Here is an 18,880-nt window from a genome sequence, read left to right as displayed (position 1 = left end):
TCACGACTTGGGCTGCCAGCTCTCGGCGTTCCACCACGGCCCGGTGCCGTAACCGTGGTCGTGCGGCTCGGTCTGGGTGGTGAGGCCCTTCCAGTCGTCGCCGATCACGTACAGGTGGTCGATGTGGGTGAGGAAGATGTAGCCGGGATCCTTGGCCAGCTCGCGCTGGACGGTGTCGTACGCCTTCTTACGGGTGTCGCGGTCCCCGCTCTCGCGCCCGGTGATCAGGGCCTTGTCGACGGCCGGGTTGTCGTAGTGGGCCATGTTGTTGAACTCCTGGCCCGCCAGCGACGAGTGCAGCATCGCGTACAGGTCGAAGTCCGGGTCGGCCGGGCTGCCGCCGCCCGCGAGCACCGCGTTGTGCTTCATCCGCGGTGTGATGACCTCCCAGGTGCCGCTCTCCACCTTCACGTCGATGCCGAGCTTCTTGGCGTCGGCGGCGAACGCCAGGGCGTGCTGCTGGCGGAGCTTGTCGCCGGCGACGTACCAGATCTTGAAGGCGGCGCGCTCGCCGTCCTTGCTGCGGATGCCGCCCTCGCCGGGCTTCCAGCCCGCGTCGGTGAGGATCTTCTTGGCGCGGGCGGGGTCGTGGGCGCGCTCGGTGCCCTTGGCGAACCAGTCGCTGGCCGTCGGGATCGGGCCGTACGCGGCGTGCCCGGCGCCGTCGAGGATGTTCTTCACCATCGCGTCGCGGTCGACGCCGGTGTCCAGGGCGCGGCGGACCGCCTTGTCGCCGGTGACCGGGCCCGCGGTGGGCAGGGTGACCGTGCGGTGGTCGGCGGTCTCGGCCGCGAGGGTCTTCAGGCCCTGCTCGCCCTTGAAGGTCTTCGACAGGTTCGGGGGGAGGATGGCGCCGTCGAGGTCGCCGGAGCGCAGGCGGGTGGCGCGGACGTCGTCGTCCATGATGATCGCCATCGTCAGCTTCTTGACCTTCGGCTTCGGGCCCCAGTAGCGCGGGTTGGCCTTGAAGGTGAGCTTTTCGCCCTTGCGCCAGTTGGCGAGGACATACGGGCCGGTGCCGACCGGCTTGGTGTTGAACGCGCCGGTGTTCACGTCGCTCTTGGCGGCGACGTGCTCCGGGGTGATCGGCAGCACGGTGCGGTCGGCGAAGGGGGCGTACGGGTACTTCAGCTGGAAGACCACCGTGTGGTCGTCTTTCGCCTGGACGTCCTTGATCGCGTCCAGTTCGCCCTTGGACGCGTTGTTCGTCTTCTTGTCCAGGATGGTGTCGTACGTGAAGACGACGTCGTCGGCGGTGAAGGGCTTGCCGTCGGAGAACTTCACGCCCTTGCGGAGGGAGTACGTGTAGGTCTTGCCGTCGTCGGTGACCTTCGGCAGCTCGGCGGCGAGGGCCGGCTTGAGCTTCATGTCCGCGTCGCGGGTGAGCAGGCCGTCGAAGATCTTGGAGTTGCCGTCCTTGCCGTAGCCGAGGAGCGGGCTGAGGGTGTCGGGCTCGTAGGCGACGCCGACGACGGCCGAGTCCTTTGCCCCGTTCGCGCCCGGTTTTGACGGGTCGGAGCAGGCTGCGGCGCCCACCGCCACCGAGCCGAGGACCGCGCCTGTTATCAGCGTCCGTGCGCGCCGGGCCGACATACTCCACACCCCTGTTGAAGATCGACTGTTATTGCAAAGCGCTGGCAATTAAACAGCATGACGGCGCTCCGGATCACGGGGGTGTGCACAGCACGACCTTGATCGATCCCAAATCGATCCCAGGCGGTCACAAGGGAACACCTCGCGTAGCCCTACGCCACGCAGCCGCCTGGATACCTAGAGTGTGCCCCGGACTCGTACCGCCGGGTCCCGCCGACCAAGGGGAGCCATGGACGCCTTCGTACCGCAGGCGCAGTCCGCCCACGACCTGGACGCAGGCGCCGGCCTGCCCGCCGAGCTGACCCGCCTCATCGGCCGGGAAGCCGAACTGGCCGAGGTGCGGACCGCCTTAGGGCAGGGGCGCCTGGTGACGCTGATGGGCGCGGGCGGCGTCGGCAAGACCCGGCTCGCCCTGAGCACCGCGCGGCGGACGCGCGAATACTGCCCCGACGGCGTGTACTTCGTGGAGCTGTCCGAGCTGCGCGACCCGGAGCTGCTGGCCAATGCGGTCGCCGCGGCCGTGCAGCTGCCGGAGCAGTCCGAGCGCACCACGCGCACCATGCTGGAGACGCTCATCGGCTACTTCGGCCGCAAGCAGGTGCTCCTCGTCCTGGACACCTGCGAGCATCTCGTCGACGCCTGCGCGGTGTTCGTGCAGTCCGTGCTGCGCTATTGCCCGCAGGTACGGGTACTGACCACCAGCCGGCAGCCGCTGGACGCGCCCGGCGAGCATGTCCTGCAGGTGATGCCGCTGCCCGTGATCGACCCCGACGAGGACGCGCTGCCCGGCGCCGAACCCTCCGACGCCATGCTGCTCTTCGCCGAGCGCGCGGCCGCCGTGGTCCGCGGCTTCGGCCTCACCGACGCCAACCGCGACCTGGTCGCCCGGCTGTGCCACCGCCTCGACGGCATCCCGCTGGCCATCGAGCTCGCGGCCGTACGCCTGAGGGCGCTGTCCCTGGAACAGCTCCTCTCCCGCCTCGACGACCGCTTCCGGCTGCTCTCCGGCGGCAGCCGCGGCGTCCTCCCCCGGCACCAGACCCTGCGCACCGCCATCGACTGGAGCCACGGCCTGTGCAGTGACCAGGAGCAGCTGCTCTGGATCCGGCTGTCGGTCTTCGCGGGCGAGTTCGAGCTGACCGCCGCCGAAGAGGTCTGCTCGGGGCCGCGGCTGCCCGCCGAGGAGATCCTTGAGTGCCTGATCGGCCTGGTGGACAAGGCGATCGTGCTCCGCCTCGACGACGAGGGCGACGGCAGCGACGCCCGCTATCGCATGCTCGACACGATCCGCGAGTACGGCAGGGAACGGCTCGCGGAGAGCGGCGCTGAGCTCGAATACCGCACCCGGCACCGCGACCACTGCCTCGCACTGGCCGAGGAGTTCGACTCCCGCTGGCTGACCGGCGACCAGGTGGCATGGATGCGGGCGGCCTGGCGGGAGCGGGCGAGCCTGCGCTCGGCGCTGGAGTTCTGCTGCACCGAGCCGGGCGAGGCCGCGACGGGCCTGCGGCTGGCGTCGGCGCTGTGGGGGCTGTGGCTGTGCCAAGGGCGTACGGACGAGGGGCGCTATTGGCTCGAGCGGCTGCTCACCCACTGCCCGGGACCGCATCCTGCCCGGGTGACGGCGCTGCGGGTCGCCGGCCATCTCAGCCTGATGTCGGGCGCGCACGAGCGCGGCCTTGAGCTCACGCAGCAGTCACGGGACGCGGCGGACGAGGGCGGCGGCGGGCGGGTGGACGCCGCGTACGTGGTCTTCAACCAGGGCCTCGCGCACACCCTCACCGGCGAACTCGACCTCGCGCTGGAGCACCTGGGCGACGCCCGCGAGCGGCTCTCGGGCCTCGGCGAGCGCGGCGGCGAGGCCTGGATGCTGGGCACGATGTGCGGCTCGTACCTCTGCGCCGGCGAATACGACAAGACCCTGGCCACCTTCGAGGAGACCCAGCCGATCCTGGAGCCGCTGGAGGAGCGCTGGGTGTCGGGCTGGGTCGGCTGGATCCGCGGCGCCGCGCTGTGGGGCCTCGGCCGCCACGACGAATCCGCGGACGTGCTGCGCTCGGCGCTCTCGATGTGCATGGAGATCGACCATGCCCAGGGCATCGCCTTCTCCATCGACACCTTCGGCTGGATCGCCGCCGCCGAGGGCCGCCACAAGCGGGCGGCGCCGCTGCTCGGCGCGGCGGACCGGCTGTGGGAGAGATTCCACGATCCGCGCCTCGGCATCCCCGCCATGCACCAGGCCCACGACGCGGCGGTGGCCGCCTCGCGCACCGCCCTCGGCAAGCGCCGCTTCGAGGAGCTGTACGCCACGGGCGCCGCGCTCCCGATACAGGAGGCCGTGGACCGCGCCATCAGCGATCCCCGTACGGCCTCGGGCAAGGAGCGCTCCGGGGGCGCGCGCGGCGGCTGGGCGGCGCTGACCGTACGGGAGCGGGAGATCGCGGCGCTGGTCGCCGAGGGCCTGTCCAACCGCCGCATCGCGGAGCGCCTGACCATCTCGAAGCGGACGGTGGACTCCCACGTGGAACACATCCGCGGCAAGCTCGGCTACGCCTCCCGCACGCAGATCGCGACGCTGGCGACGTCGCACCTGCCGCTAGGGTCCTGAGCGGCCGACCGGCGCGATCTCGGCGATCAGCCTCTCGACCCGGGCCTTGATCTCGTCCCGGATGGGCCGTACGGCGGCGACGCCCTGGCCCGCCGGGTCGTCGAGCTTCCAGTCCAGGTAACGCTTGCCCGGGAAGACCGGGCAGGCGTCACCGCAGCCCATGGTGATGCACACATCGGAGGCCTTGACCGCGTCCACGGTGAGGATCTTCGGGGTCTCGGCGGCGATGTCGATGCCCACCTCCCGCATGGCCTCGACCACGGCCGGGTTGACGGCGCCGGCCGGGGCGGAACCGGCGGAGCGGACCTCGACCCGATCGCCGGCGAGGTGGGTGAGCCATGCGGCGGCCATCTGCGAGCGCCCGGCGTTGTGTACGCACACGAACAGGACCGAGGGCTGGTCAGGCATTTGACATCGCGACCTTCCATTTCGACGGATGTCTATGTTGACGCTCATCTAAGTGGGTGGCAGGCTGAGGTCACAAGACATAGACAGGAATCGAATTACGCCGTGGAATCGAGGATACGCCGCCCATGAGCAGCGACCAGCAACAGCTCCCCGTCGTAGTCATCGGCGCCGGCCCCGTCGGCCTGGCCGCCGCCGCACATCTGCTTGAGCGTGAGATCGAGCCGCTGGTCCTGGAAGCCGGGGCCACAGCGGGGAGTGCCGTGCGGGAGTGGGCGCATGTGCGGCTGTTCTCGCCGTGGCGTGAGGTCGTCGATCCGGCGGCGGAGAAGCTGCTGGCGCCGACCGGCTGGGTGCGGCCCGAGGGCAGCGCGTATCCGAGCGGTGGTGACTGGGCCGGGCAGTATCTGCGGCCGCTGGCCGATGTCCTGGGCGGCAGGGTGCGGTTCGGCGCCCGGGTCACCGGCGTCACCCGCGCGGGGCGGGACCTCGTCGTCGACGCCGGGCGGGAGGCGCAGCCGTTCACCGTGCACGTCGAGCATGCGGACGGGCGCGAGGAGCGGATCGCCGCACGTGCGGTGATCGACGCCTCCGGCACCTGGACAGCGCCCTCCCCGGTCGGCGGCAGCGGGCTGCCGGCGCTGGGGGAGAAGGCCGCCGCCGCGCGGATCTCGTACCGCGTGCCCGACCTCAAGGACCCCGCCGTACGCTCCCGTTACGCCGGAAAGCGCACCGCCGTCGTCGGCTCCGGCGCCTCCGCCTTCACCGCCCTCGCCTACCTCGCGGACCTGGCCAAGGACGCACCCGGCACACACACCACCTGGATCCTGCGCCGCGGCATCGGCGGCAGCACCTTCGGCGGCGGCGAGGCCGACCAGCTGCCCGCCCGCGGGGCGCTCGGGCTGCGGGCGAAGGCGGCCGTGGACGAGGGGTACGCGGACGCGGTCACCGGCTTCCGTACGGGCGCCGTCGAGCAGGACGGCGAGCGGGTCGTGCTGGTCGCCGAGGACGGGCGCAGGCTGGCGCCCGTGGACGAGGTCATCGCCCTCACCGGCTTCCGCCCGGACCTGTCCTTCCTGGGCGAGCTCCGCCTCGGCCTGGACGAGCGGCTGCAGGCTCCCGTCGCCCTCGCCCCGCTGATCGACCCCAACGTCCACTCCTGCGGCACCGTCTACCCGCACGGCGTCAAGGAGCTCTCCCACCCCGAGCAGGACGTCTACCTCGCCGGCATGAAGTCCTACGGCCGCGCCCCGACCTTCCTCGCCCTCACCGGCTACGAGCAGGTCCGCTCCATCGCCGCCGCCCTCGCGGGCGACCGCGAGGCCGCCGAGCGCGTCGAACTCACCCTCCCCGAGACCGGGGTGTGCGGCGGCGCCGGGCTCTTCGACGATGCGGAGGCGGGGCAGGCGGAGGCGGACGGTGGCGGCTGTTGCACCCCCACGCCCCAGCTGGTGCAGCTCGGCGCCCCGGTCACCGCGGAGGGCAACAGCTGTGGCACCGGCGGCGGGTGCTGACCCCACCCCAAGTCCGTCCGGCCGCTGCTCGCCCTCGGCACCGGGGCAGGTCAGCAGCAGCGTCGCGGTGACCGCGCGGCGGCGGCCGCGGGGCCCGCCGGCGGCTGGCTTTCGGCGGCGGCTCGGGCCACGGCGGCCAGTTCGCGCTTCCGGTCTTCGCGGCCGAGGTACCGGCCGGCCGTGACGACCGAGTCGATGCGGCGGGTGTTACGGATGTCCGCCAGGGGGTTGGCGTCCAGGACGACGAGATCGGCGCGGTGTTCCGGGAGGCCGAGCATGCGGGCGGGAGCGGTGGTCGCGGCATCCAGTACGTCGCGTGCGGGCAGGCCCGCCTCGGCCAGGAGCTCCAGTTCGCCGTGCAGGGAGAAGCCGGGGACCAGGTAGCCGGTGCCGGTGTCCGTGCCCGCCAGGAGCGGCACGCCGCTGCGGTGCAACTCCTCGACCAGGTGCAGGCGGTGGGCGTAGATGCGGCGGATCATGGCGGCGTCGCGCGAGGTGCGGTTCGCGGTCAAGGTCTTCCAGGTGCCGGGCCACTCCCCCACCATCCAGTCCGGGAGGTACTTCCACTCCTCCTCCCCTGTAGGCAGCTCCTCCGGGCGCTCCAGGCTGTGGTGGACCGAGAGCGTCGGTACGACCCGGGTGCCGCGCGCGGCGAGCCGGTCGAAGAGTTCGCGGGCGCGGTCGCGGTCGTAGTGCCGCACCGCCTCGTATTCGAGGACGTGCACCTGCCGGAACCAGGCGTTGTAGCGCTCCAGGCTGGACGGCTCCCGCGGGTCGAGCCGCACCCGCGCGAGCCCGCGCCGGATCTCCCGCTCCGCGGCCGGGGTGGCGGTGGCGAGCAGCAGCGCGTGCAGGTGCTCGATGCTCTGCTGGCCCGCGTCGGCGCACTCGGCGATGGTGAGCGCGTCCGGGCAGTGCCCGGCGATACGGAGGCCGCGCCGCCGCGCCTCGTCCGCGATCGCGGCGTGCGCGCGGCGGGACAGCCGCGAGTAGACCTTGACGAAGTCCGCGCCCTCCCGCGCCACCCGGCGCACGGCGCGGCGCGCCGAGGCCTCGTCGGTCACCTCGATCACCTCGCCGCCGGTGTCGTTGGTGAACAGCGTCGGCGGCCCGTCGAGAATCGGGCTCGCGATCACCCAGCGCGGCCCGAGCAGCCGCCCGGTGTCGACCTTCCGCCGCCACTCGTGGTGCACCGGCTGGCCCCACATCTCGCGCACGGCGGTGACTCCGGTGAGCGGGAAGAGCGGCGCCATGATCTCCTCGGGCCCGGAGGTGTGCACATGCGCCTCGACAAGGCCGGGGATCACGTACTTGCCGCGTACGTCCACGACGCGGGCGCCCGCCGGCACGGCGGCGGAGGGCTCGACAGTAACGACGCGGTCGCCCGCGATAAGGATGGTGCGGTCCGCGTGCGTGCGCGCCCCGTCAACGACGGTGGCGTGCGTGAGCGCGAGCGGGCGGCGGCCCTGGCCGCTCCCCCGCGACCGGTCGGCGGCGTGAGCGCCGGCGCCTGCGGGCCCGCCGACGAGGGCGGCTCCGGCGACGGCGCCTGCGGTGCCGAGGAGTTGGCGGCGGTTGATCATCGTACGGACCTCCGGTGGCCTGGATCTGCTGTCACGGGGCGGTGCGTACGCAACTCTTCCGCGGCCCGGCGCGCAGTGCAGTGCGGCTGGGCGGCGGATCGGGGGTGCACCTGGCACCACCTCTGCGCGCGCACGCCGCCGCCCTGGACCCCGAGCCGCTACCCAGTGGCGCGGGTTCGTTCCAGCAGCCGGAGGTAGTTGCCGCCGCAGATCTGCGCGATCTCATCCGGAGTCAGGCCGCGTTCCGCGAGGCCGGTCGGGAGCTTGCCGAGTTGGCTGGTGTCCTCGATGCCGTCGGGGCCGCGGCCGTAGATCTGCGCGCCGGTGTCGCGAAGGCCGTGGGAGCCGTCGGGGTCTACGGACTTCATCACCGTAGCCAGCACTTCCGCCGGGCCTTCCCAGTAGTCGGCGCCGATCGCGATGTGGTCGGGGCCGACCAGGTCGTACATGTGCATGGCGTGGTCGAGGAGGTCGGACAGCGTCGCGGTGAGGGCGTCCTCGCTTACGTACTCCCGGCAGCTGTTCAGGCCGATGACGCCGCTGCGTGCCGCCACCGCTTTGATCTGGTCGTCGGTCAGGTTGCGGGGGTGCGGGCGGACCGCGTCGGCGTTGGAGTGGGAGACGAGGATGTCGCCCTGGTAGAGGTCGAGGGCGTCCCAGAATGAGGCGCGTGAGGTGTGGACCAGGTCGACCAGCATGGGCAGGGTCTCGAGCTCCCGGAGCGTGGCTTTGCCCAGGTGGGTGAAGCCGCCGTCGCCGAGGCGTTCGTTGGCGCCGGTGCAGAGCAGGTTCTGCATGTTGTGCGAGAACGTGAAGGCGGTGCAGCCCAGCCGCGCGAAGATGTGGAGGGCGTCGAGTTCGCCCGCGAACGCCGGTGAATAGCCCTCGATCGACAGCAGGACGGCGAAGGAGCCCGGCGGCCGGTTCTCGTATTCGGCGCGGGTGGTGACGAGCGTCAGCTCGCCCTCCGAGCGGTGGATCTCCGAGAGCACCATGCCGAGCGTCGCCCAGTCGGAGATCTGCAGGACGCCGCCGGTCAGGCCGCCTTCCCGCCACCGCGGAAGGTGGTGGTCGCGCAGCACCTGTGCCGTACGGCCCTCGGTGGCGTGCCGGGTGATCACATTGCCGATGGCCGGGCCTACGTAGATGTTGAGCATCGTTCAGCCTTCTTCCTGTCCGGTACGGAGGGCCCGCTCGGCCTCGTCCCAGCCCCGTACGACATGCAGGTCGGGGAGGTCGGCGAGACCCGCGGTGAAGTCGGGCGAAGGGATCTCGCCGCTGGTGCGGACATCGATGAGGGAGGGTGCGTGCGCGATGGCCTCGCGCAGGGCGGGGGCGAGGTCGTCGAGGGCGGTGACCCGCCGGGCGTGCAGGCCGAGGGCGGCGGCCAGTTGGTCGTAGCGGCAGCCGGGGAGTTCGGTGTTGAAGCGGGGGTTCGCCGCGTAGTTGGCGACGTGGTCGAGGCGCTCGATGTTCCAGGCGCTGTTGTTGGAGATCACGAAGACCGGTTTGGCGCCGGTGCGGCGGGCCGTGTCGAGCTCCATCGCGTTGAAGCCGAAGGCTCCGTCGCCGATGAGCGCGAGGACGGTGCGGTCGGGGTGCAGCAGGGAGGCGGTGATGGCGAAGGGGACGCCGACGCCGAGCAGGCCGAAGGTGCCGGTGTCCAGGCGGGGCGGTGGGGTGAGTCCGACGCGGGCGAAGGAGAGGGTGTCGCCGCCGTCGGCGATGAGGATCGGGGCGCGAGTCGCGTCCGCGAGCGTCTCGTTGATCGCGCCGATCAGCGCGTTCGGGTGGATGGCGCCGTCCGGGCCGGTGGGCTCGGCGCGGGCGCGGTCGGCCCAGCGCTTGCGGCGCCGGGCGTTGCGGTCTCGCAGGTCGTTCCGCCAGGCGGTGTCCGCGGCAGCCGGGGTGGCCGCCGCGAGAAGGTCGAGTGCCCGGCCGGGATCGGCTCTGACCCGCACATCGCCGACGCGGTTGGCGGTGAGTTCCTCCCCGTGGCGGCCGATCCGGACGAAGGTGGTGGCGGCGGGGAACGCGGCGTTCGATCCGTAGCCGAGGGCGAAGTCCAGGCGGCGGCCGACCGTGATGACCGTGTCGGCGCCGCCCATGGCGGCCGAGCGCATCGCGGGCACGTAGGCGGGGTGGTCGTCGGGTACGAGCCCTCTGCTCTCCGGGGTGTCGAGGTACAGCGCACCGCTGGCCGCCAGGAATCGGCTCAGCTCCGGCCGCGCGGCTCTGGCCCCGCGGCCGCTGATCACCACGGGTCGCCGGCTCGTGCGGATGGCCGCGGCCGCGGCGTCGATCGCCTCCGGCCGGGGCTCGTACGGCTCCGGTACGCGCGGCGCGCCGCTGATCTGCTCGGCCCGGCTCCACGTCGTAGCCCCACGCAGCACATCCGTGGGGAAGTCCAGAAAGGCCGGACCCGGCGGCCCCTCGGCACCCACCGCGGCTTCGAAGGCGGCCCGCAGTAAGGGGAGCAGCTGGCGCGGGTGGCGTACGGTGCCGGCCAGCCGCGTGATCGACCGTACGAGTCCGGCCTGTTCGAGCTCCTCCAGCGCCCCCAGGCCGAGTTGGGCGCTGGGCGGGAGCGCGGAGAGGATCAGCACGGGCACCCGCGCCTGGTGGGCGGCGGCGATGCCGGGGACCGCGTTGGCGAGGCCGGGGCCCGCGGTCACGGTCGCGACCGCCAGTTCACCGGTGAGCTCTGCGTCCGCCTGCGCCATGTGCACGGCCGCCGCCTCGTGTCGTACGTCGATCACCCGCAGTCCGGCGCGCGTCGCCTCATGCCACAGCGGCTTGATGTGGCTGCCGGTGAGGCCGTAGATCCGCCGTACGCCGGATCGGGCCAGGAAGGCGGCGACGGCGTGCGCGACGGTGAACATGGCCAGAGACTAAGGCACATTACGACCTATTCCAATAGGTCGTAATGCTGTTAACGTGATGGGCTCGATGGCATGAACACCTCTGTTCTGGAGGCCCGTTGAAGGACCATGAAGCGCCCACCACCATCCTCGCCGGGACCGTCATCACCATGACCGGCCGGGGCATCCTCCGCGATCAGGCGATCACCGTCGCCGACGGCCGGATCAGCCGCGTGGAACCGCGCGCGCGGCACCGGGCGGCCGCGGGCCCCGTCCTCGACTGGCGGGACCGTACGCTCCTCCCGGGTCTGGCCGACTGCCACACGCATGTCGATGAACGCGCGGATCTGCTCCTCAACCTCGCGCACGGCGTCACGACCGTACGCAACATGCGCGGCAAGCCCTGGCACCTGCGGTGGCGGCAACTGGTCGCCGAGGGCCGCGAGCCGGGTCCGTACCTCGTCACCAGCTCGCCCATGGCGGACGGGCGCGGCGCCCCGGGGACGACGGTGTGGCCGGACTCCGCCCTGATAGCGGACCGCGCCGCCGCGCACGCGGCCGTCAGCCGCTGGGCCGACATGGGCTATCAGCAGGTCAAGGCGTACCAGTGGCTCTCCCCCGACGCCCTGCGGGGCCTGGGCGAGGCCTGCCGGGAAACCGGCCTCCCGCTGGTCGGGCACTGCCCCCAGTCACTCACCGTCCACGAGGCGATCGACCGCGGCCAGACCGGGTTCGAGCACCTCAACAACTACGAGTACGGCACCTTGCGCCCGGCCGCCCAGAAGCGCCTGGACGCCTTCTACGCCCAGGGGTTCAGCTACGGCCGCGGGCGCAACCGCTTTTCCCCCGAGGCGGCGGAGGCGGCCACGGACCTCGATGGCGCGAGGCTCACCGATCTGGCGCAGCGGATCGCCGCCGAGGACATCACCTCCTGCCCCACCCTCATCGTCTTCGACCGCGTGCTGGGCGACCGGGACCTGTCCGAGCCGCGGCTGCGCTACGTCGATCCCGTAACGGCCAGGACCTGGCTGCCGGAGCATGACTTCCGCTTCCAGGCGCTGTCGGCCGAGGAGCTGCAATACGCCGCCGGTCTCTTCCACCGGCGCGGGCAGCGGATCACCGCGGCGCTGCGGGACGCCGGCGCCCGGGTCCTGGTCGGGACGGACGCCCACAATGCGTTCGTCTTCCACGGCTCCTCCCTGGTCGAGGAGATGGAGTTGCTCGTCGAGGCGGGATATACGGCCGCCGAGGTGCTGGCGATGGCCACCCGGGGCGCGGCCGACTACCTGGGGCTGGAAGACCGCGGCCGGATCGCCGCCGGCTGCGCCGCGGATCTGGTCGCGGTCACCGGCGACCCCGCGGCTTCGGTCGCCGCGCTGCGGGATCCGGCCGCGGTCGTCGTCGGCGGGGCCGTCCTGGAGCGCGCGCAACTGGACGGCCTGCTGGCGGAGGCGGCGGCGCTGCTGCACGCCGAGCCGGACCGCGAGCGACTGCGCGCACTCGGTCCCGCTGAGCGCCTCATCGGCGATTACGAGCGGACCAACTTCGGGCTCACGGACGCGGTCACGCGGGTGTCCGCGAGCCCCGCCGCCGACGGCGCGACCACCTGGCGGGAGCAGGTGGTGAGCCGCGGCCGTACGGAGACGCGTACCGCCGTCATCGACACCGAGGGGCGGCTGGTCTCGGCGGCGGTCGAGCGGCGCCGTCCCGAGGGCGTCGAGTCCGCGGTCGCGCGGCGCACCGACGGCGCCGGGTACGCCGTCCAATCGACGGCCCTGGACGGCTCGCGGCTGGACGCCGGGCTCCCCGGGCCGCTCCACCCCGGAGCCGACCTCGGCGTACCCGCCGCGCTGGCCGCCGCCCGGCACGCCCCCGCCAGCGGCGAACTGCCGGTCCTCACGCTCTCCACCAGCCTGGCGAACGGCCTGGCCCCGGTGCCGGGCACCCTCACGCGCCTCGACGGTGAGCTGCTGCAGCACACCACCGACGCCCGGGTCCGGATGAGCGGCGGCGACGAGCTCGACGCGTACACCCGGACCGCCCCCATGGAGGAAGTCGTCAACCGCCGCATCACCTGATCAGGAGGCTGGACATGAAACGACAGCGCGTCATTGGCGCGGGCGTGGCCTTAGCCGCCCTGCTGGGCCTCGGAGCCGCGCCCGTCCCGGCGGCCGCCGCGGCGGCCACCGCCGACCGGCAGGCGGCCCAGCCGCAGTGGGGCCCGTGCCCCGAGGACGTCGTGGCCGAAGCCGCGCCGACGGAGCTGGACTGCGCGACCGTGCCCGTACCGAAGGATTACGCCAAGCCCAAGGGCGACCGTTTCGACCTGACGATCTCCCGGCTGGCCAGTACGAACCCGGCGAAGCGCCGCGGCATCCTCATGCTCAATCCGGGCGGCCCCGGCGGCTCCGGACTCACGCTCTCCGCGCTGCTGGTGAAGCAGGGTCTGCCGGCCGATGTCACCGACCGGTACGACATCATCGGCATGGACACCCGCGGCGTCGGGCACTCGGGAAAGGTCTCGTGCGGCTTCAAGGAAGATGACGCGTACTACGCCAACGTCCCGCCGTACGCGGTCGACGACGCGGCGGTCACCGCGCAGGCGAAGATCGTCAAGGAGGTGGCCGAGCGGTGTGCGGGCGCTGACCGCGATGACCGGCTCCGCCATCTGACGACCGCGAACATGGCCCGCGACCTGGACCGCATCCGGGCCGCGCTCGGCGAGAAGCGGACCAGCTTCCTCGGCTATTCCTACGGCTCGGCGCTGGGCGCGGCCTACGCGTCGATGTTCCCCGGGCGGTCCGACCGGATCGTGCTCGACAGCAACATCGGCGACACCCACCTCGACCGCGACGGCCTGCGCCGCTTCGCCCTCGGGATGGAGGACACGTTCCCCGACTTCGCGAAGTGGGCGGCAGCGCGGCACGATACCTATGGGCTCGGCGCCACTCCCGCGCAGGTGCGCCAGACGTACTTCAGCATCGCCGGGCGGCTCGACAAGGAGCCCGCGGCAGGGATCGACGGCGGCCTCTTCCGGCTCCTCACCTTCGGCGGCCTCTATTCGGCGCGGCAGTACGCGAAGCTGGCCGAGCAGTGGCAGTCGCTGCGGTCGCCGGCCCCGGCCGCAATCGCGAGCGCGCCGTCGCCGAACGACAACTTCCTGTCCGTATTCCTCTCCGTGACCTGCAACGACGTCGAGTGGCCGGAGAACGTCGACACATACCGTCGCGCAGTCGCCAAGGACCGCATCCGCTACCCGCTCTTCGGCGCCGCGGCCGCCAACATCATCCCCTGCGCGTACTGGAAGCACGCCCCGGCCGAGCCGCCGGTCCCGGTCAACGACCACGGCCCGCGGAACGTACTGATCGTCAACAACCGCAACGACGTGCCGACCCCGCATCGCGGCGCGGAACTGCTGCGGCGGAAGTTCGAGCACCGCAGCCGCCTCCTCAGCGTCGACGGCAGCGGGCACGGGGTCTACGTACTCGGCGGCAACTCCTGCGCGCTGGCCACCACCACGCGCTTCCTCGTCAAGGGCGTCATGCCGTCCGACGACACGCGCTGCCCCGCCGGCTGACCTCGTCGTTCAGCCGGACCGGCCGGCGATGTTGACCGAGGCCGGGCGCGTCGCCGCATCGTATGCGGCGTTCGCGCCCGTTGCCCCCAGGCCGCTGTCGCCGGCCGGTTCGAAGACCATCTCCGGGCTGCCGCCGCGCCATTCGTTGATCCAGACGATGCCCGCCGGAAGCCGTGCGGCCGCGGCGATGTGGTCCGGGTCGTTCGTGTAGACCGTCGCGGCGAGGCCGTAACGGGAGTCGGCGGCGCGCTCCAGGCCTTCCCCGAAGTCGGCCACTACGGCGACCGGCGCGATCGGTCCGAAGGTCTCCTCGGACATCACCAGCATCGCCTCGTCGACGCCGGTGAGCACCGTCGGCGGGTAGTAGTAGCCCTTGCCCGGCGGTTCCTCCCCGCCGGTACGGATCTTGGCGCCGCGCTCGACCGCGTCGGCGACGTGCCCGCGGACGATGTCCCGCTGCCGCGCGTCGACCAGCGGACCGAGCGTCTCCCCGGGGGCGTACGGGCCGGCCGCCTCGACCAGGGCGTCGGTGAACTCCTCGGCGATGTCCTGATGGACATAGATCCGCTCCATGGAGGTGCAGATCTGGCCGCTGTTGAGGAAGGACCCGAGCGCCACCTCCGCCGCCGTCGCCCGCACGTCCACGCCCGCGTCGACCACCACGGCGTCTTTGCCGCCGAGTTCGAGCATCGCCCGGTGCAGCCGGCCGCCGGCTGCGGCGCCGACGGCGCGGCCGGCCGCGACCGAGCCGGTGAAGTGCACCAGTTGAATGCCGTCATGCCCGGCGAGCGGCGCGCCGGCGCGGGCGTCGCCCAGGACCAGGTTCACCACGCCGGGTGGCAGCGTCAGCAGTTCGCACAGCCGCACGGCGGAGAGCGGTGAACGCTCGGAGGGTTTGACGACGACGGTGTTGCCCGCGACCAGCAGCGGGCCCAGGGCGCCCAGCAGGACCGTGCTCGGGAAGTTCCAGGGGGTGATCACCGCCGTGACGCCGAGCGGATGCCGCACGATCCGGGTCACCCCGCCCGGATGCTCGTGCGTCTCCTCGAAGGGGTACGTCAGCGCCCGCTCCGCGGCTTGCTTCAGCCCGGCCGCGCCGCCCTCGATGAAGGCCTTGCCGAGGCCGGCCGGCTTGCCCATCTCCTGCCGCTCCAGCTCGGCGAGCTCGTCCGCACGGCCGACGATACGGTCCGCCCACGCCCCGATCCGCGCCACCCGCTCCGCGACCGGCAGCGCCGCCCAGGCGGGCTGTGCCGCCGCGGCGGCCGCCACCGCCCGGTCCACGTCCTCCGCAGTGCCTGCGGGCGCGCGGGCGATGACCTTCTCCGTCGCCGGGTCGACGACGTCCAGCAGCGTGTCGCCTGCGGTGTCCTGCCAGCCGCCGCCGATCAGGTTCTTCACGGTCTGCACGAGGGCACATCCCTTCAGATGAGGCGGTCGGCCATCAGCTCGCCGGCCATGATCGCGGCGAGGTTGGTGTTGGCGCGGGGCACGAACGGGAAGACCGACGCGTCGACCACCCGCAGCCCGTCCACGCCCAGGACCCGGCAGCCGCTGTCCACGACCGTCGCCGGATCGTCGGCCCGGCCCATCCGGCAGGTGCTGGTGCCGTGCTGGGCGTCCACGACCGTGGTGAGGAGGTGGTCGTCCAGCTCACTGTCGCGGTCCAGCGCGGCGAACAGCTCCGGGTTCGCCTCCCGCGGCGAACCGGTCGTGACCGCCGCGGTCTCCGGCCCGCCGGCGAGCTCGGCCAGCGCCCGGACGCCCGTGCGCATGCGGGCGAGGTCCTGCGGGTCGGAGAGCATCCGTTCCCGTACGAGCGGCTGGTCGGCGGGGTCGGCGGAGGTGAGGGTCAGCGTGCCCCGCGAGTAGTTGCGGTTGAGCCAGACGCCGTAGCAGCCGATCCGGGCGCCCGGCGTGGCGGCGCCCATGGCCAGCACGTTCTCGTTGAGGGCCACGAACATCATGTCGTTCTCCGGCGCCCCTGGGCCGCTGGTCCAGCGGACGCAGACGTTGGTGTGCCGGTCGTGCGGCGACTTGCTGCCAGCCTCCTCGGTCAGCGGGAGGGCGATGAGGGCGAGCGGGTGGTCCTGCATCCCCTGCCCGACCGGGAGGTCGTGGCGTACGTCAATGCCCAGCTCACGCAGGTGCCCGGCGGGGCCGAGGCCGGAGCGCATCAGGATCGCCGGGGAGTGGATGACCCCGGCGCTGAGGACGATCGTGTCGGCGTGCTCGGTGAGCGAGTCTCCGCCGGCCGTCATCCGCACCCCGACCGCCCGGTCGCCGTCGAAAACCACCCGGTCGACCAGGACATCCCCGCGTACGGTCAGGGTGTCCAGGTCGCGCGCCCACTCCAGATAGCCGTCGTTGACCGTCACGCGGCGCCCGGCGCGCGAGTTGATCGGGTACGGGGACACCCCGCTCCCCCGCGGCGCGTTGACGTCCGCCGCCCAGCCGTATCCCGCCGCCCGGCAGGCCTGCGCCAGGGCCTTGTCGACGCCGCCCCAGGCGTCCTGCGGCATCCGGTGGACGGGGATCGGCCCGCCGCGGCCGTGGTACGGGTCGTCGCCGTACAGCTCGTCGTCCTCCAGCCGGGCGAAGTACGGCAGCACGTCGTCGGGGCCCCAGCCGGTGCAGCCGAGCCGCTCCCACTCCTCGTAGTCCGCCATCGGCGGCCGGATCGCGATCTGCCCGTTGACGGCCGAGCTGCCGCCGGCGCCGCGGCCGCGCCAGTACAGGTCCTGCTGCTGCTTGTCCGTCCGCGCGGCGTTCACCCCCTGCCAGATGAGGTCCTCGCTCGCCGCGGCGTCCAGCAGCGCGAGCCGCGGATTGGGCGAGCGCCAGACCTCGTTCATCTCCGCCGACCGATAGTCGGGACCGGCTTCCAGCAGCAGCACCCGCGCGCCCTTCGCCGCCGTACGGGCCGCGAGCGCGGCGCCCGCCGAGCCCGCGCCGACGACGATGACATCCCAGCCTGCCTGCCTCATATGTCCGCCCTTCCGCCAGAGTTGATGTGGTGCAGGCCGTTGAGCCACGCGAAGGCGGCCGCCGCGTCCGACACCGCCTCGCCCCCGTCCGGCCGCCGCACGATGACCACGTCCAGGTCGCGCCGCTCGGCCGCCCGCAGAAAGCAGCCGACGTCGTCATCGCCGGAGTCGGCCGCGACCAGGAGCCGGGCGCGGTGTTCGGCTATCGCCGCGAGGGCGCCGCTCAGCCCGTACCGGCTGCGCGTCGGCTCCCTCGCCCAGCCGGGCAGCGGCGGCTCGGCGGGCAGCCGCCGCCGGTGCACGCCCGCCGAGCGGCCGCCCAGGTCGCCGAGCCGCTCGGCCAGCCGCAGGGGGCTGAGGGCGGTCAGCACGGCGCCGGGGAAGCCCGCGGCCGCATCCCGGGCGGCGTCGAAGGAGTCGACCCACTGCCAGCGCGACGCTCCGGCGAGGCGCGCGAATGACGGCGGCGTCGCGCGCAGCAGCGGCAGCCGCGCCTGGGCGCAGGCCGCCGCGACGGTGGCGGACAGCTCCTCGGCGTACGGCTCCGCGGCGTTGATCACGGCGTTGGCGCGGAACGCCGGTGCCGAGAAGTCCACGACGCGTTCAGGGTCGTCGAGCCGGACATAGTCCTGGTCGCCGTACTCCAGCGCCATCACCAATTCATCGGCCAGCCGCGTCGACCCGACGATCAACGGCCGCACGCTACGGCCCGCCCTCGCCCGGCGGCACCCCCATCACCTCGCTGAGCACCCGCATGGCATTGCCGCCGAGCACCTTCTTGATGTCCGCGCCGGAGAAGCCGCGATGCGCCATCTCCTCCGTGATCCTGGGCAGATCGGAAGGCCGCCGGATGTCCCCGCCGTCCCCCACCTGACCCAGCCCGAGGTCGGGCCAGCCGCCGAAGACCTCCTGGAAGTAGTCGTCGACGAAGTCGGGGCCGAGGGCGATGGCGTCGATCGAGGCGACCGATGCCAGGTGTTCGATGTGGTCCACCACCCGGGCGGCGGTGGGCCGGCCCGGGTCGATGAAGGGCGGGATGGCGGCCGCCACGCCGATCACTCCGCCGAGTCCGGCGACGCCCTTGATCTGCTCGTCGGTCAGGTTGCGGTGGATGTCGGTGACCGCGCGGCAGGCGGAGTGGGTCGCCAGCAGCGGGCGGCGGGCGTGTTCCAGGACGTCCTCGACGCCGGCGAGGCCGAGGTGGCTGAGGTCGAAGACGACGCCCAGCCGCTCCATCTCCGCCAGCACCTCGACACCCTGCGGGGTGAGGCCGCCGCACGCCGAGTCGTCCAGGGCGCTGCCGTCGGCGAGCATGGTGCGGCCCAGGTGCGCGAGGGACGCCACGCGCACGCCGACCCGGGCCATGGTGCTGATCAGCTCCGGGTCCTGGCCGATGGCGTGCGCGCCTTCGAGGGCGATGACGAGCGCGACCTGCCCTGCGGCGGTGGCCCGCCCGACGTCGGCGCCGGTGCGGCAGACGGCGAGGTGCTCCGGATACTGCTCGGCCAGCCGGTGGATGCGCTCAATGAGCAGCAGCGTCCTGCGCAGCGCGCCCTCGGACTGGAACTGCTCGTCTATGTACACCGGCAGCACCTGGACGTTCACCCCGCCGGCCCTCAGCTCCGGAAGCCAGAAGTCGCCGAAGTAGTCCGTACGCCCGCGCCGGTCGAAGTGATCGACCAGCAGGATCAGGTCGTTGTGCAGATCGGCCACCAGGGCCTCGTCGTGCAGTGCTGTCGCTGCTGCTGTCAT

General features: G+C 72.6%; 13 protein-coding genes. 4 read left to right on the top strand and 9 right to left on the bottom strand.

Annotated features, from left to right (window positions below):
* A complete protein-coding gene (locus ACNNMR_RS41780) occupies positions 1–1,593 on the bottom strand; it encodes an ABC transporter substrate-binding protein (protein ID WP_419999976.1) in 1,593 nt (530 codons plus the stop codon).
* A gap of 229 nt (positions 1,594–1,822) precedes the next feature.
* On the opposite strand from ACNNMR_RS41780, the gene ACNNMR_RS41775 reads away from it, so the two are divergent.
* Positions 1,823–4,201, top strand: coding sequence for a LuxR C-terminal-related transcriptional regulator (locus tag ACNNMR_RS41775; protein WP_419999975.1), 2,379 nt, complete (start codon positions 1,823–1,825; stop codon positions 4,199–4,201).
* Here ACNNMR_RS41775 and ACNNMR_RS41770 read toward each other — a convergent pair.
* A complete protein-coding gene (locus ACNNMR_RS41770; protein WP_419999974.1) occupies positions 4,190–4,609 on the bottom strand; it encodes an arsenate reductase ArsC in 420 nt (139 codons plus the stop codon). The two genes, ACNNMR_RS41775 and ACNNMR_RS41770, sit on opposite strands and share 12 nt — an antisense overlap.
* Before the next feature lie 125 nt (positions 4,610–4,734).
* Between ACNNMR_RS41770 and ACNNMR_RS41765 the strand changes: the two genes are divergently transcribed.
* Positions 4,735–6,120: an NAD(P)-binding domain-containing protein gene (locus tag ACNNMR_RS41765; protein WP_419999973.1), complete on the top strand. Its 1,386-nt coding sequence runs from the start codon at positions 4,735–4,737 to the stop codon at positions 6,118–6,120.
* Positions 6,121–6,170: 50 nt separating this feature from the next.
* Here ACNNMR_RS41765 and ACNNMR_RS41760 read toward each other — a convergent pair whose 3' ends face one another.
* The 3 genes from ACNNMR_RS41760 to ACNNMR_RS41750 all read right to left on the bottom strand — a co-directional run bounded on the left by ACNNMR_RS41760 (position 6,171) and on the right by ACNNMR_RS41750 (position 10,585).
* Positions 6,171–7,703 carry an amidohydrolase family protein gene (locus ACNNMR_RS41760; protein WP_419999972.1) on the bottom strand — a complete coding sequence of 511 codons (1,533 nt, stop codon included), beginning with the start codon at positions 7,701–7,703 and terminating at the stop codon, positions 6,171–6,173.
* A gap of 158 nt (positions 7,704–7,861) precedes the next feature.
* Positions 7,862–8,860 carry a dipeptidase gene (locus tag ACNNMR_RS41755; RefSeq protein ID WP_419999971.1) on the bottom strand — a complete coding sequence of 333 codons (999 nt, stop codon included), beginning with the start codon at positions 8,858–8,860 and terminating at the stop codon, positions 7,862–7,864.
* Between the two features lie 3 nt (positions 8,861–8,863).
* Positions 8,864–10,585, bottom strand: coding sequence for a thiamine pyrophosphate-binding protein (locus ACNNMR_RS41750; RefSeq protein ID WP_419999970.1), 1,722 nt, complete (start codon positions 10,583–10,585; stop codon positions 8,864–8,866).
* A gap of 98 nt (positions 10,586–10,683) precedes the next feature.
* Between ACNNMR_RS41750 and ACNNMR_RS41745 the strand changes: the two genes are divergently transcribed.
* Positions 10,684–12,642, top strand: coding sequence for an amidohydrolase family protein (locus tag ACNNMR_RS41745; RefSeq protein WP_419999969.1), 1,959 nt, complete (start codon positions 10,684–10,686; stop codon positions 12,640–12,642).
* A gap of 14 nt (positions 12,643–12,656) precedes the next feature.
* On the top strand, positions 12,657–14,141 hold the full coding sequence (locus tag ACNNMR_RS41740) for an alpha/beta hydrolase (RefSeq protein WP_419999968.1): 1,485 nt from the start codon (positions 12,657–12,659) through the stop codon (positions 14,139–14,141).
* 9 nt (positions 14,142–14,150) lie between these two features.
* Here ACNNMR_RS41740 and ACNNMR_RS41735 read toward each other — a convergent pair whose 3' ends face one another.
* From ACNNMR_RS41735 to ACNNMR_RS41720, 4 genes are read right to left on the bottom strand one after another with little or no spacing between them, the layout of a single operon-like run.
* Positions 14,151–15,551, bottom strand: a complete 1,401-nt coding sequence (locus ACNNMR_RS41735; RefSeq protein WP_419999967.1) for an aldehyde dehydrogenase family protein — start codon at positions 15,549–15,551, stop codon at positions 14,151–14,153.
* Between the two features lie 14 nt (positions 15,552–15,565).
* Positions 15,566–17,128 (bottom strand): GMC family oxidoreductase, encoded by a 1,563-nt coding sequence (locus ACNNMR_RS41730; protein ID WP_419999966.1) that lies wholly within the window; start codon positions 17,126–17,128, stop codon positions 15,566–15,568.
* Entirely contained in the window at positions 17,125–17,820 is a 696-nt protein-coding gene (locus tag ACNNMR_RS41725) for a precorrin-6A/cobalt-precorrin-6A reductase (protein WP_419999965.1), read from the bottom strand. Before ACNNMR_RS41725 ends, ACNNMR_RS41730 begins: the two co-directional genes overlap by 4 nt.
* Positions 17,821–17,830: 10 nt before the next feature.
* On the bottom strand, positions 17,831–18,880 hold the full coding sequence (locus ACNNMR_RS41720; protein WP_419999964.1) for a dipeptidase: 1,050 nt from the start codon (positions 18,878–18,880) through the stop codon (positions 17,831–17,833).

Origin of the sequence: Streptomyces boninensis (assembly GCF_048572725.1) — a bacterium.
Taxonomy (GTDB): Bacteria; Actinomycetota; Actinomycetes; order Streptomycetales; family Streptomycetaceae; genus Streptomyces; species Streptomyces boninensis.
This window is presented reverse-complemented; position numbering and strand designations above follow the sequence as displayed.

Excerpts from the sequence above, each read along its gene's own strand:
- ACNNMR_RS41780 (WP_419999976.1), bottom strand. The coding sequence starts at position 1,593 with ATGTCGGCCCGGCGCGCACGGACGCTGATAACAGGCGCGGTCCTCGGC.
- ACNNMR_RS41775 (WP_419999975.1), top strand. The coding sequence starts at position 1,823 with ATGGACGCCTTCGTACCGCAGGCGCAGTCCGCCCACGACCTGGACGCA.
- ACNNMR_RS41770 (WP_419999974.1), bottom strand. The coding sequence starts at position 4,609 with ATGCCTGACCAGCCCTCGGTCCTGTTCGTGTGCGTACACAACGCCGGG.
- ACNNMR_RS41765 (WP_419999973.1), top strand. The coding sequence starts at position 4,735 with ATGAGCAGCGACCAGCAACAGCTCCCCGTCGTAGTCATCGGCGCCGGC.
- ACNNMR_RS41760 (WP_419999972.1), bottom strand. The coding sequence starts at position 7,703 with ATGATCAACCGCCGCCAACTCCTCGGCACCGCAGGCGCCGTCGCCGGA.
- ACNNMR_RS41755 (WP_419999971.1), bottom strand. The coding sequence starts at position 8,860 with ATGCTCAACATCTACGTAGGCCCGGCCATCGGCAATGTGATCACCCGG.
- ACNNMR_RS41750 (WP_419999970.1), bottom strand. The coding sequence starts at position 10,585 with ATGTTCACCGTCGCGCACGCCGTCGCCGCCTTCCTGGCCCGATCCGGC.
- ACNNMR_RS41740 (WP_419999968.1), top strand. The coding sequence starts at position 12,657 with ATGAAACGACAGCGCGTCATTGGCGCGGGCGTGGCCTTAGCCGCCCTG.
- ACNNMR_RS41730 (WP_419999966.1), bottom strand. The coding sequence starts at position 17,128 with ATGAGGCAGGCAGGCTGGGATGTCATCGTCGTCGGCGCGGGCTCGGCG.
- ACNNMR_RS41720 (WP_419999964.1), bottom strand. The coding sequence starts at position 18,880 with ATGACAGCAGCAGCGACAGCACTGCACGACGAGGCCCTGGTGGCCGAT.